Origin of the sequence: Bovifimicola ammoniilytica, from assembly GCF_025567085.1 — a bacterium.
GTDB lineage: Bacteria > Bacillota > Clostridia > Lachnospirales > Lachnospiraceae > Bovifimicola > Bovifimicola ammoniilytica.
Map to the genome: position 1 here is coordinate 87,467 of NZ_JAOQJN010000007.1, position 12,960 is coordinate 100,426.

Annotated in this window: 12 protein-coding genes; 11 read left to right on the plus strand and 1 reads right to left on the minus strand. The window is 33.3% G+C overall.

Translation table 11 applies throughout. The features are described from left to right. Positions 1 to 2: 2 nt before the first annotated feature. The 5 genes from OCV48_RS10255 (at position 3) to OCV48_RS10275 (ending at position 4,022) form a co-directional block, all read left to right on the plus strand. Positions 3 to 446 carry a hypothetical protein gene (locus OCV48_RS10255; protein WP_021982964.1) on the plus strand — a complete coding sequence of 148 codons (444 nt, stop codon included), beginning with the start codon at positions 3 to 5 and terminating at the stop codon, positions 444 to 446. A gap of 270 nt (positions 447 to 716) precedes the next feature. Further along, positions 717 to 1,832, plus strand: coding sequence for a 5-methyltetrahydropteroyltriglutamate--homocysteine S-methyltransferase (locus OCV48_RS10260; RefSeq protein WP_021982965.1), 1,116 nt, complete (start codon positions 717 to 719; stop codon positions 1,830 to 1,832). A 269-nt stretch (positions 1,833 to 2,101) separates the two neighbouring features. After that, the gene (locus OCV48_RS10265; protein WP_021982966.1) at positions 2,102 to 2,464 is read left to right on the plus strand and encodes a GntR family transcriptional regulator; all 363 of its coding nucleotides are present in this window, start codon (positions 2,102 to 2,104) and stop codon (positions 2,462 to 2,464) included. A gap of 55 nt (positions 2,465 to 2,519) precedes the next feature. Further along, a complete protein-coding gene (locus OCV48_RS10270; protein WP_021982967.1) occupies positions 2,520 to 3,395 on the plus strand; it encodes an ABC transporter ATP-binding protein in 876 nt (291 codons plus the stop codon). A 3-nt stretch (positions 3,396 to 3,398) separates the two neighbouring features. Next, positions 3,399 to 4,022: a hypothetical protein gene (locus tag OCV48_RS10275; RefSeq protein WP_021982968.1), complete on the plus strand. Its 624-nt coding sequence runs from the start codon at positions 3,399 to 3,401 to the stop codon at positions 4,020 to 4,022. A 112-nt stretch (positions 4,023 to 4,134) separates the two neighbouring features. On the opposite strand, the gene OCV48_RS10280 is transcribed toward OCV48_RS10275, so the two are convergent. Beyond that, positions 4,135 to 4,977: a formate/nitrite transporter family protein gene (locus tag OCV48_RS10280; protein WP_021982969.1), complete on the minus strand. Its 843-nt coding sequence runs from the start codon at positions 4,975 to 4,977 to the stop codon at positions 4,135 to 4,137. A gap of 205 nt (positions 4,978 to 5,182) precedes the next feature. Here OCV48_RS10280 and OCV48_RS10285 point away from each other — a divergent pair, with 205 nt between their 5' ends. From OCV48_RS10285 to hisA, 6 genes are all read left to right on the plus strand, one after another. Next, a complete protein-coding gene (locus OCV48_RS10285; RefSeq protein WP_021982970.1) occupies positions 5,183 to 5,905 on the plus strand; it encodes a hypothetical protein in 723 nt (240 codons plus the stop codon). A gap of 208 nt (positions 5,906 to 6,113) precedes the next feature. Continuing rightward, on the plus strand, positions 6,114 to 7,397 hold the full coding sequence (locus OCV48_RS10290) for a C40 family peptidase (protein WP_147591872.1): 1,284 nt from the start codon (positions 6,114 to 6,116) through the stop codon (positions 7,395 to 7,397). 169 nt (positions 7,398 to 7,566) lie between these two features. Next, positions 7,567 to 7,833 (plus strand): 30S ribosomal protein S15, encoded by a 267-nt coding sequence (rpsO, locus tag OCV48_RS10295; protein WP_021982972.1) that lies wholly within the window; start codon positions 7,567 to 7,569, stop codon positions 7,831 to 7,833. Between the two features lie 280 nt (positions 7,834 to 8,113). Then, positions 8,114 to 10,195: a polyribonucleotide nucleotidyltransferase gene (locus OCV48_RS10300; RefSeq protein ID WP_021982973.1), complete on the plus strand. Its 2,082-nt coding sequence runs from the start codon at positions 8,114 to 8,116 to the stop codon at positions 10,193 to 10,195. A 201-nt stretch (positions 10,196 to 10,396) separates the two neighbouring features. Further along, on the plus strand, positions 10,397 to 11,674 hold the full coding sequence (locus tag OCV48_RS10305) for an O-acetylhomoserine aminocarboxypropyltransferase/cysteine synthase family protein (RefSeq protein ID WP_021982974.1): 1,278 nt from the start codon (positions 10,397 to 10,399) through the stop codon (positions 11,672 to 11,674). A gap of 250 nt (positions 11,675 to 11,924) precedes the next feature. Next, positions 11,925 to 12,695 carry a phosphoribosylformimino-5-aminoimidazole carboxamide ribotide isomerase gene (gene hisA, locus OCV48_RS10310; RefSeq protein WP_021982975.1) on the plus strand — a complete coding sequence of 257 codons (771 nt, stop codon included), beginning with the start codon at positions 11,925 to 11,927 and terminating at the stop codon, positions 12,693 to 12,695. Positions 12,696 to 12,960 lie beyond the last annotated feature (265 nt).

Sequence of the window (12,960 nt, forward strand, 5' to 3'; positions counted from 1 at the left end):
AAATGTTAAGTAAAGAATATAAAATATCAGGAATGTTTATTACAATTCTTGTGATGGCAGCTACATTTATTATTTTTCATAATGAGGATATTTCTGTAAGATTATTTGCAACAGCTTTATTTACTGTAGCTACATTAATTACAAGCATTCTTGGGACGAGAGTGAGCATAAGAATAATAAAGACGGGTGACAGGATTAAGAATAAATTAGTTAAGGTACTTTATTATATCGGTTTGCCGATTGCATTAATATGCTTAACAGGGTTAGTCTGGGCGGTAATGGCTGTGGTTAATGGAAAACTTGCAAATACAGATGATATAGGAACTTCATTTGGCCAGTCTTACCTACTTGCTATAGTGGCAATTGCTGTATGTATTTTTGCTATTATTCCATATATTCAAACCATAATAGTGTTGGTTTTAAGAAAATTCAAAAAATTTAACTAGGCAGATAGTTTTATTACATAAGATTGATATAGTCTAAAACTATAACAAACTATAGATTTTTCATATTTTTCCGATTTCTGTAAATATGTTAATATGTGAACCATAAATTGATTAGTAATTCTGGATATTATAAAAATGATATAGATAGATGTATAAAGTGTTATATAGTCAGTTATATGGAGCTGTATAGAAATATGTGATTTTTATAATATATATTTTAGGAATTATAATCACGAAAACTATAAAATATTAACAGATTGGAGATAAGATATGAGTAAATTAAACACACCATTCAGATACGATTATGTAGGAAGCTTTTTAAGGCCAGAGGTTTTAAAGAAAGCAAGAGAAGATTATGAAAACGGTAAAATTACAAGAGAAGATTTAACAAAAGTAGAAGATGAATGTATAACTAAACTTGTCAGCAAACAGAAAGAATTAGGATATAAAGTAATTACTGATGGTGAATTCAGAAGAGCAACATGGCATTTAGATTTTATGTGGGGCTTTAATGGTGTCGGTCATCAGAAAACAGAGACAGGCTTACCATTCCATGGCGAAGCAGCAATGATTGATGATACTTATCTTACAGGAAAAGTTTCACTTGGCGAACATCCTTTTATTGAGCATTTTAAATTCATCAAACAGTTTGAAGATGAGAATACAGTTGCAAAACTTACAATACCTGCACCAGCACAGTTCTTAGAACAGATGATTATGCCTTTTGCATGGGATAATTCTAAGAAATATTATAATACAGCAGATGAAATTGCTATAGATATTGCTAATGGATACAAGAAATTCATCAAAGATGTATATGCAGCAGGATGCAGAAATCTTCAGTTAGATGACTGCTCATGGGGTATGTTAGTTGATGAAAATGCATGTCAGTTCTTTGGAACAGACAGCAAGGGATTAGAGAAAATAAAGAAACAGCTTGTAGATATCAACAACCTTGCAATTGTAGATAAACCAGAAGATATGATAATTAATACACACGTATGCAGAGGAAATTTCCATTCTACATATGCAAGCAGTGGAGCGTATGACAGCGTTGCAGAAACATTATTTGCAAAGGAAAATGTAAATGCATATTATTTAGAGTTCGATGATGAACGTTCAGGTGGTTTTGAATCACTTTCAAAGGTTACAGGTGATAAAAAGGTAGTTTTAGGTTTAATTACAACAAAATCTCCTGTATTAGAAGATAAGGAAACAGTTATTAAAAGAATTAATGAAGCTGCAAAATACATACCTCTTGACAGATTATACCTTAGTCCTCAGTGTGGTTTTGCATCATGCGAAATAGGCAATAAATTAACAGAAGAACAGCAGTGGGCAAAACTTAAATTAGTTAAAGAAATAGCTGAAGAAGTATGGAAATAAAATAATTATTTATATATCAAATTTGCTTTAGCGGTTAAATAAAAATTAAATATTATGCGTAAAAAATGACCTCTCTTGCAGGCAAATAAGTGAAATTAAATTTACTTAATGTCTGCAAGGGAGGTTTTTGTATTTCAATTTCAAAAATGCTTGACAGATAAGTTACTTAGTGATATGGTTAGTTACATAAGTAATGAACCATACAAGTAATTGCAAAAATACATATAAATTATTACTTTTGAGCTATCAAAGCAGGAAAGGAGGAGAAAATGAACGAGATATTAACTCAGGAGAAATCAATCTACATACAGATTGCAGAAATGATTGAACGGGATATATTGCGGGATATCTTACTAGAGGAAGAGAAAGCACCAAGTACTAATGAACTTGCGAAACTCTATGCAATTAACCCGGCAACTGCAGCCAAAGGGATTAATATTCTTGTAGATAGAGGAATCCTATATAAGAAGCGTGGTATTGGAATGTTTGTTGTGAAAGGAGCCAAAGAGATGATAATGGCAAAAAGAAAAGAAGAATTTTATGATAATTATATAAAAAAGCTTTTGTTAGAGGCATCAAGTATTGGTATCAGCAAAGAAGAACTTATAGATATGATTAAGAAAGAAGATTAAAGAAAATTGCCTAAGGAATAGAGCAGATATTAAATTCTGCGGAATGGAGAAAAGTATGAGTGAAATGTTATCATGTAAAGGAATATATAAAAAGTATGGAAATAAAGAAGTGCTTAAAGGTATAAATCTTGATATAGAAAAAGGAAAGATTTATGGTCTGATTGGCAGAAACGGAGTGGGAAAGACAACGCTTTTATCAATAATGACAGGACAGAGTATGGCATCAGAAGGAGTTGTCACCTTAGATGGCGAAAAGGTATGGGAAAATAAAGATGTTATTAATAAAATCTGTTTCTCAAGAGAATTAAATCCTATGGCAGTAATGGGTAACAATAATATTAAGGTTAAGGAGTATCTGAGGATTGCTTCAATATTTTATCCAAATTGGGATTCTGAAATGGCAGATGAACTTATTAAAGAATTCGAATTAAATGTAAAGAAGCAGATTTGCAAGTTATCTAAAGGTATGATGTCAATGGTTACAATAATTGTTGCATTGGCAAGCAAGTCTGAATTTACATTTCTTGACGAACCGGTTGCCGGACTTGATGTTGTAGCAAGAGACCAGTTTTACCGCGCTTTATTAGATGAATATGATAAGACAGGCAGAACATTTGTAATATCTACACATATCATAGAAGAGGCAGCAGACATTTTCGAGGAAGTAATTATTATGAAAAATGGTCAGGTCATTCTTAAAGAGAATACGGTAGAACTTCTAGACAGAGCATTTCATATAAGTGGAAAAGCTGAAGAAGTAGATAAGTTAGTGGAGGGTATGGAAGTACATCACAGAGAAAATATTGGAAGAAGCAAGGGCGTAACAGTTTTAGCAAAACCGGGCGAACGAATAAATGCAAATGCTGATGTAAGTGTACAGCCTGTTAATTTGCAAAATCTATTCGTGGCATTATGTGGCAAGGGGGAATAGATTATGACAGAGATTAAAGGAATTACAAGACAGGCATTAAAAAATCTGCTTGTTAGTTTTTTGACATTTGCATTAGTGATAATATTTTTTGCCTTTTTAAGTGCTCCAACTTATTCTAAAATGTCGAGAATAGGAATGGTATATACATTATATTTTAATTTATTTGTTATGCTTACATATGTAATTTCATTTACGACTTGTTATTTAAGAGTATATATTGCATTTGGAAGTACAAGAAGAAGACTCTTCATAAGTAAAAATATTGTGGCATTAGGTCTTATATGTATAGTAAATATAGTAGATATGATTGTATATGTGATATTTGATAAAATGGAACTTACAAGAATTATTGGTTCAATTATAATATGTATTTTGGTTTTGGCGGCAGGCGAAATACTATCATTAATAATTTATAAATATGGAATGAAAGGTTATGTTATAAGCTGTATGCTTGGTGGATTTGTCGGGGGATTATGTGGAGGAGGAGTTTTTCCGGCATCATTAATCAGAAAATATCTGCAAATGCCAGTTGTATGCTTAAGTGTTTTTGCCGTAAGCATTATCATCTATGCTGTGATTGAATATTTAGAATGGAAAATGATTTATAAATATGAGATAAGAACCTGATAAATATAAAATAAGAGCCAAATAAGTGCTAAATCTTTAAAATCATATTATGACCTGACTTTCTAAAGATGGTTTAAAGTAAATACTTACCTGACTCTTAGATAAAGATATATTAGTCTGCTTTTAAATCATTTTTATGGATTACATATATCGCAACACCGATAAAAATCATACCACCGATTATGTTTCCGATTGTTACATAGCTAAAGCATACAAGGCTTTTTGGTGATAATAAAGCATCACATTGTGAAGAAGTCAAACCATATAATTCCTGCGCTTTATTTACGTAATCAGAATTAGTAGCTGCTAACATTCCGGCTGGAATATAGAACATATTTGCAACGCAATGCTCGAAACCGCAGATAACGAAAGCCATAATAGGAAAGAATACGGAAAGTATTTTGCCTGTTACATCTTTAGCGGCTGAAGCCATAAGTATTGCAAGGCATACTAAGATGTTACAGAGAATACCGCTTGTGAAACCTGCCAAAGGCTTAATATTAGTTTTACCAATTGCGACTTTTATGGTATATGCACCAAGACCACCGTTTGAGTAATCAAACTGACCTGAAAAGAAAAGTAATATATCGATTATCAATGCACCTAAAAGGTTGCTTAGGTAGACAACTACAAGGTTTCTTACTACTGATAAACCACTGATTTTCTTATTCATATATGCCATTATTAACATACAGTTTCCGGTAAATAATTCGCCACCGACTAATATAACAAGCATTAAACCGACAGGGAATACAGCTCCGGCTAAGGTTCTTGCAAGTCCGACATTGCTTATGTTATGAACTGCTACGTTACTCGCAGCACCGCCGAGTGCGATGAAAGCGCCTGCGAAAATACCTAACATAATCATTTTGAAAAGTGAAAGATTTGCTTTAGTAATCTGCCCGTCAATATTATTTTGTACAACCTCTGTAGGTGTATAGAAATTGTTTTGCATTAGTGAAATCTCCTTAATAATATAATAATTATTATCCTAATGATAAGCAAAACAAAAGTCAATAAAAATACGAAAATAATAATGTATTAATTTTCGTACAGAAATAGAGAATAGAATAAAAGAAAGAATGTTACCGCATTTATCGTATACGATAACTTTGAATGGCAGGCAATGAAAATGAAATACCTGCAGAATGGAGAGAATTATGACTGTTAAATTATTTAAGATGAGTTACAGAAAACTACTAATATTTTTATTATGTATGGCAGCAAGTTTTTTTGTGGGTTTAACCATACAGCTAATCAATGGAGACAGTGATAGCCAGCAGATTTCGATAATAATGACTATATTAATTACATGCTTTTTTGAATTTTTTTTCATACCGATGGGAATGGCAAATGATTTTAAAATATATATACAGATGGGTGGAACCAGAAAATCTTTCTACATTGCAGAATTGATTTTTGAAATCGTAAAGTATCTGATATTAACAGTATTCTTAGCAATTTCATATAAGTTTCAAAAGCAGATATATAATAAAGCAGGTAAAGAAAGCTGCCTTATAAATGAGCATATGGATAAGTATATAAATATCGGCTCTGTTTTATTATTGATTGGCTTTGTAATAGCACTGATGATGTTGCTATCGGCATTAGCTGTAATGTATAAAGAAAAAGTATATATTATAATATGGATAGTTTATCTTGTAGTATGTATGATACCTGTACAGCTGCATAATTTAGAAGAAAATGATAATGACTCAATGCCTGCACGATTTGCATTATGGATTAAGAATAAAGCGTGGTTTAGTAACTTAAAAGATATGATTCTTAATCCTGATATGACACAGGTATATCTGGCAGCAGGAAGTCTTACAGTTTTGTGCCTTGTAATTTCCTATCTTATAATAGCAAGGAAAGATTATTAATTCAGAATAAGCATTTATATAATACAGAATACAAAAACAAACAAAAGTTGACATATAATGGTTTTGTGATATAATAAGTTCGTAACAAATGTAACATTTTTGTAACAATTGAACAAATAACAATTGGTCAAATTAAGCAAATGTAATAATAACTAAGTATACAAAGACAAATATTCAGAGAGGTATACAAGTGAAAAAGGACGATATCATGAAATACAGAAAAAATATAGCATATGGAGTTACAGGAGTGGCATTAGCTAGTTTTATGATAACTGGAATACATATGCAGACAGATGCTAAGAGTAATAAGGCAAAATTTGAAGGCAATATTTCAGCAGAAGTAACCATTCCATCAGCAGGAATTGCTAAATTATTAGTAAATAATGAGAATGAGAATAGTGCTAAAAGTAATAAAAATGAAGATAAAAGTGTTGATAATAAATTATCAGGTGGTATAGCTTCAATTCTTAATAATTATTATATAGATACACTTGCCAATGAAAGTAAGGTAAGTATTAAAGCTGTAGATACAGTTCTTAGTATGTTACCCGCCGAAGATACAGAGGATACTAAAGAAACAGAAACAACAGATAAAGCAGCAGAAGAGGCTGCACAGGAAGAACAGCCACAGCAGCCACAGCAGGTAAGTTCAATTGTAGCAGGATATAATGTACTAGGTGTAGCAAACGTTACAAACTACTTAAATGTAAGAGAGACACCTGATTTAGATGGAAAAGTTCTTGGTAAGCTTCCTATGAATGCAGGTTGTGAGATACTTGAGACACTTGATGGCTGGTATAAGATATCCTCAGGAAGCGTTGAGGGTTATGTAAGTGCTGAATATCTTCTTACCGGTGCAGAGGCAAATGAAAGAGCATCAGGTTGTTTAGCAACAGTTGCTAAAGTTAAAGCAGATATGCTTATGGTAAGAGAAGAGCCTAATACAGATTGTACAATTCTGACAAGAGTTGCATATGATGAAGAATTAGAAGCTGTAGAGTTATTAGACGGCTGGGTAAAAGTTAATATAGATAATAAATTCGGATATGTAAGTGCAGAATATGTCGATGTCTATCAGACATTACCTAAGGGTGTAACAATAGAAGAGTTATCATACGGTAACGGAATATCTAATACAACAGTTGACTTGATAGAATATGCAAAACAATTCTTAGGCAATCCATATGTTTATGGAGGAACAAGTCTTACTAATGGTACTGACTGTTCTGGATTCACAATGAGAATATTTGAACACTTTGGATATGGTCTTAGCAGAACTTCAAGAGAACAGGCTAATAATGGTACAAGAGTATCACTTTCAGAGATTCAGCCGGGTGATTTATTATTCTATAGCCATGGAGGTTCAATTGGACATGTTGCGATATACATTGGAAATGGTCAGATTATTCATGCCAGCACAGAGAGAACAGGTATAATAATTGGAAATGCTTTCTATACAACACCAGTGTGTGCTACAAGAATCATTAACTAAATTTATTAATATCAATGTAAAGTTGTAATAGTTAATTTAATTATAGACAAAGCCGGATGGCTATGTTATAATATATAAGGTTTATGCCAAAAGTTTAGCGTACTCTTGGTTATAGGACACTCCGACCTGTTACTAAGCGTATAGCGATTAAAAATTAGGAGGAATTATTATGATTTCAAAGGAAAAGAAAGCAGAACTTATTGCAGCTTATGGAAGACAGCCTGGTGACACAGGATCTCCAGAGGTACAGATTGCTATTTTAACAGAAAGAATCAGAGAGTTAACAGAGCATTTAAAAGTTCATCAGAAAGATCATCATTCAAGAAGAGGACTTCTTAAATTAGTAGGTCAGAGAAGAGGACTTCTTGCATACTTAAAGGAAACTGATCTTGAAGGATATCGTGCATTAATTGAGAAATTAGGTATCAGAAAATAATCAATATCTAGTATCTGAAAGATATTATGCATATTCGGGGCGGCCAAAACCGCCCCATTTTTTGAAATTAAATATTTATGGTTATCCAATAAAGAGGCATTGCAAATCCGAGACCACTGAAAAGATTATAATTATTATTGTTTTTTTATGGAAGATAGAATTATAAGCTTTTCAGTGTTTTCGGCGAAAGCCTTTTATATAATAAAGGGTAACGTGAAATTCAAAAATGGAGAAATTAAAATAATGAAAGGAAGGCAGAAACAAACTGCAAGGTAAAAAAATGAAGATATTTACTATGGATATTGCCGGTAAGACTTTAAAAGTTACAATCGGTAAAGTAGCAGCACAGGCAAATGGAGCTGCATTTATGCAATATGGAGATACAACAGTATTATCAACAGCAACAGCATCAGAGAAACCAAGAGATGGAATAGATTTCTTCCCACTTAGTGTGGAATATGAAGAAAAGTTATATTCAGTAGGTAAGATACCTGGAGGTTTTAATAAGAGAGAGGGTAAGGCATCAGAAAATGCAATACTTACATCAAGAGTTATTGACCGACCAATGAGACCGTTATTTCCTAAAGATTATAGAAATGATGTAACTCTTAATAATATGGTAATGTCAGTTGACCCTGAGTGCCGTCCTGAATTAGTAGCTATGCTCGGTTCGGCAATAGCAACATCTATTTCAGATATTCCATTTGATGGCCCATGTTCTACAACACAGGTTGGTATGATAGACGGAGAATTTATTCTTAATCCATCACAGGAACAGTGGAAGAACAGTGATTTAAACCTTACTGTTGCATCTACAAGTGAAAAAGTTATTATGATTGAAGCAGGTGCGAATGAGATACCTGAAGCAAAGATGATTGAAGCTATCTATTTAGCACATGAAGAAAACCAGAAAATCATTGCATTTATAAATGAAATCGTTGCAGAAGTAGGTAAGAAGAAACACGAATATACAAGTTGTGCAATACCTGATGAATTATTCGCAGCAATTAAAGAGATAGTAACTCCGGAAGAAATGGAAGTTGCTGTATTCACAGATGAGAAACAGGTAAGAGAAGAAAATATAAGAGTAATAAAAGAAAAATTAGAAGAAGCATTTGCTGACAATGAAGAATGGCTTGGATTAATCGGAGAAGCATTATATCAATATCAGAAGAAGACTGTAAGAAAGATGATTTTAAAAGATCATAAACGTCCTGATGGCCGTGAAATCACACAGATTCGTCCTCTTGCAGCAGAAGTTGATTTAATACCAAGAGTTCATGGCAGTGCAATGTTTACAAGAGGTCAGACTCAGATATGTAATGTTTGTACACTTGCACCATTATCAGAAGCACAGAAGATAGATGGTCTTGATGAAAATGAAGTATCTAAGAGATATATGCATCATTATAATTTCCCAGCTTATTCAGTAGGTGAGACAAAGGTTTCAAGGGGTCCGGGACGTCGTGAAATCGGACATGGTGCTTTAGCTGAAAGAGCATTGGTACCAGTTCTTCCATCAGTTCAGGAGTTCCCTTATGCTATAAGAACAGTTTCAGAGACATTTGAGTCAAATGGTTCTACATCAATGGCTTCAACATGTGCATCATGTATGTCGCTTATGGCAGCAGGTGTTCCAATTAAGAAAATGGTTGCAGGTATCTCATGTGGTCTTGTCACAGGTGAAACCGATGATGATTTTGTATTATTAACAGATATTCAGGGACTTGAAGATTTCTTTGGAGATATGGACTTTAAGGTAACAGGTACGACAGATGGTATTACGGCAATTCAGATGGATATCAAGATACATGGATTGACAAGACAGATTGTGGAAGGTGCTATTGCAAGATGTAGAGAAGCAAGATTGTTCATTATGGATAATTGTATGAAGAAAGCTATATCTGAACCAAGAAAAGAAGTTGGTGAATTCGCACCTAAGATTGTACAGATTAAGATTGATCCTGCTAAGATTGGTGATGTAGTAGGTCAGCGTGGAAAAGTTATTAATACTATTATTGAACGTACAGGTGTTAAAATTGATATTACTGATGATGGAGATGTATCAGTATGTGGCGTTAATAAAGATGGAATGGACGAAGCTGTTAAAATGATTCAGTTAATTGCCAGCGAATTTGAAGAAGGTAAGATATATGAAGGAAAAGTAATCAGCATCAAAGAATTTGGCGCATTCCTTGAATTTGCACCTGGTAAAGAGGGAATGGTTCATATTTCTAAAGTATCTAAAGAAAGAATTAACAGAGTTGAAGATGTTCTTACACTCGGTGATGTAGTTAAGGTTGTATGCCTTGGCAAAGATAAGATGGGAAGAATCAGCTTCAGTATTAAAGATGTTGAATAAAAATATAATATAGAACAGAATACTATATATGTAAGCAAATGTATCAGGATAGGAGGGAATTAGCCCTCCTATTTGATTATATGCAAATTCCTATAAAAGTTCTAGGAAATCAAACTTTTAGAAATTAATATTTAGTGAAATGGATTTTTAGGAATCCTGTGTGTTATTAAAATATGAATTATAAGAAAGAAGGCAGAAACTATGGAAAAAAGAAATTTAGAAACAATATGTATACAGGGAGGCTGGAAACCAAAGAAAGGCGAACCAAGGGTATTACCTATATATCAGAGTACAACATTTAAGTATGATACAAGCGACCAGATGGGAAGATTATTTGACTTAGAGGATTCTGGATATTTCTATACAAGACTTCAGAATCCTACAAATGATGCAGTTGCTTCTAAGATTGCAGAATTAGAGGGTGGAGTAGGTGCGATGCTTACATCATCAGGGCAGGCAGCTAACTTTTATGCGATTTTAAATATTTGCGAAGAAGGTGACCATATAGTAAGTTCAGCACCTATCTATGGTGGAACATTCAACCTTTTTGCTGTAACAATGAAGAAAATGGGTATAGATTTTACATTTATTGATCCGGATGCTTCTGAAGAAGAGATTTCAAAAGCTTTTAAGCCTAATACAAAAGGACTGTTTGCTGAAACACTCTCTAATCCATCGCTTGTGGTTCTTGATATTGAAAAATTTGCCAGAATTGCACATTCACATGGTGTTCCTCTTATTATAGACAATACATTTGCTACACCTATTAACTGCCGGCCTTTTGAATGGGGTGCAGACATCGTTACTCATTCTACAACGAAATATATGGACGGACATGCTATGGCAGTAGGCGGATGTATTGTAGACAGTGGCAATTTTGACTGGGATGCACACGCTGACAAGTTTCCTGGACTTACAACTCCTGATGCATCATATCATGGAATTATCTACACACAGAAATTTGGAAAAGGTGCATACATAACTAAAGCAACTGTTCAGCTTATGAGGGATTTAGGTTCAATACCATCACCTATGAATGCGTTTTTACTTAATGTAGGACTTGAAACACTTCATTTAAGAATGCAGAGACATTGTGAAAATGCTCAGAAAGTAGCTGAATATCTTGTAAATAATGATAAAATAGCATGGGTAAATTACAGCGGACTTAAGGATAATAAATATTATGGACTTGCCCAAAAATATATGCCAAACGGAAGCTGTGGTGTTATCTCATTCGGTTTAAAGGGTGGACGCGATGCATCGATAGAATTTATGGATAAGTTAAAAATGATTGCAATAGTTACACATGTTGCAGATGCGAGAACTTCGGTGCTTCATCCGGCAAGTCATACACATAGACAGCTTACTGAAGAGCAGCTGATAGAAGCAGGAGTCCAGCCTGATTTAATCAGATTATCTGTCGGTATAGAAAATGTAAATGATATCATTGCAGATATTGAACAGGCGTTAAATAACTGATATTATATAGAGAACACAGGGTGTCAAAAGTCCATTTTGGCACCTTAATCATTTAGAACAGAACATCAGATGTTAAAAAATGCTGATGAAAAGGAGAAGAATAGTGTGAAAAATAACGCTGATGCGATTATTTTTCACATAGCTATTTGTTTCGGAGCGAAAGCAAATAGCTTTTATGGCAGATGAGAAATCACCTACGCGAATTTCTCCTCACCTAATCGCAGCAAGTCGCTCAGAAATGAGGAATAATATGAAGTTCAGACCATGCATTGATATACATAATGGCAAAGTTAAACAAGTAGTTGGTTCATCGATTAAAGATGAGGGCAACATTGCAAAGGAAAATTTTGTATCTGAAAAAGGTGCTGATTATTATGCGAATCTGTATAAAGTCCGGAATCTTTCGGGAGGACACATTATCTTACTTAACCATAAAGATTCGGAATATTATGAAGCTACCAAAGAACAGGCTCTATTAGCACTCAATGCATATAAAGGTGGTATGCAGATAGGTGGAGGAATTAATGCAGATAATGCAAGGGAATTTCTTGATGCAGGAGCAAGCCATGTAATAGTTACTTCGTATGTGTTTTCAGATAGCAGACTTAATTATGATAATCTTGAGAGAATATATAAGGCAGTTGGTAAAGAACGATTGGTTCTTGATCTGAGCTGCAGAAAGAAAAATGATAAGTATTATATTGTTACAGACAGATGGCAGAGATTTACTGATGAAATAGTAAATGAAGAATTTATGCATAAATTAGCAGGATATTGCGATGAATTTCTGATTCATGCAGTAGATGTTGAGGGTAAGAATAATGGTATAGAAAGAGAACTTGTTAAAATATTAGGAAGTTTTGATGAAATCCCAATTACCTACGCAGGTGGTGTAAAGTCATTAGAAGATATAGAAATATTAAAAAAATATTCAGACGGAAGATTAGACTTTACTATTGGAAGTTCATTAGACTTGTTTGGTGGCAGGATAAGTTTTGAAGAAATTGCCGGCAAATATTAAAATTATACAAAATAAACAATATTTAGGAAATATTATGTTGAAAATCATATTAGAAATAGGTTAAAAATGCACAATAAAGTCATTATATAGTTGTTAAAATTGCACAATTATATAATGACTTTATTAATTTTTCTTGCAAAAATTGAATAAGTATGATATTATTCATACATAGTTATTGGAAACGTTACCGTACGATAATGTAAGAGATTACAAGGTAACGATCTGGTTACTAAAATTACTCATTAAAGAAGGAGAGGTAGAACTA

Excerpts from the sequence above, each read along its gene's own strand:
- OCV48_RS10255 (WP_021982964.1), top strand. The coding sequence starts at position 3 with ATGTTAAGTAAAGAATATAAAATATCAGGAATGTTTATTACAATTCTT.
- OCV48_RS10260 (WP_021982965.1), top strand. The coding sequence starts at position 717 with ATGAGTAAATTAAACACACCATTCAGATACGATTATGTAGGAAGCTTT.
- OCV48_RS10265 (WP_021982966.1), top strand. The coding sequence starts at position 2,102 with ATGAACGAGATATTAACTCAGGAGAAATCAATCTACATACAGATTGCA.
- OCV48_RS10270 (WP_021982967.1), top strand. The coding sequence starts at position 2,520 with ATGAGTGAAATGTTATCATGTAAAGGAATATATAAAAAGTATGGAAAT.
- OCV48_RS10275 (WP_021982968.1), top strand. The coding sequence starts at position 3,399 with ATGACAGAGATTAAAGGAATTACAAGACAGGCATTAAAAAATCTGCTT.
- OCV48_RS10280 (WP_021982969.1), bottom strand. The coding sequence starts at position 4,977 with ATGCAAAACAATTTCTATACACCTACAGAGGTTGTACAAAATAATATT.
- OCV48_RS10285 (WP_021982970.1), top strand. The coding sequence starts at position 5,183 with ATGACTGTTAAATTATTTAAGATGAGTTACAGAAAACTACTAATATTT.
- OCV48_RS10290 (WP_147591872.1), top strand. The coding sequence starts at position 6,114 with ATGAAATACAGAAAAAATATAGCATATGGAGTTACAGGAGTGGCATTA.
- rpsO (WP_021982972.1), top strand. The coding sequence starts at position 7,567 with ATGATTTCAAAGGAAAAGAAAGCAGAACTTATTGCAGCTTATGGAAGA.
- OCV48_RS10300 (WP_021982973.1), top strand. The coding sequence starts at position 8,114 with ATGAAGATATTTACTATGGATATTGCCGGTAAGACTTTAAAAGTTACA.
- OCV48_RS10305 (WP_021982974.1), top strand. The coding sequence starts at position 10,397 with ATGGAAAAAAGAAATTTAGAAACAATATGTATACAGGGAGGCTGGAAA.
- hisA (WP_021982975.1), top strand. The coding sequence starts at position 11,925 with ATGAAGTTCAGACCATGCATTGATATACATAATGGCAAAGTTAAACAA.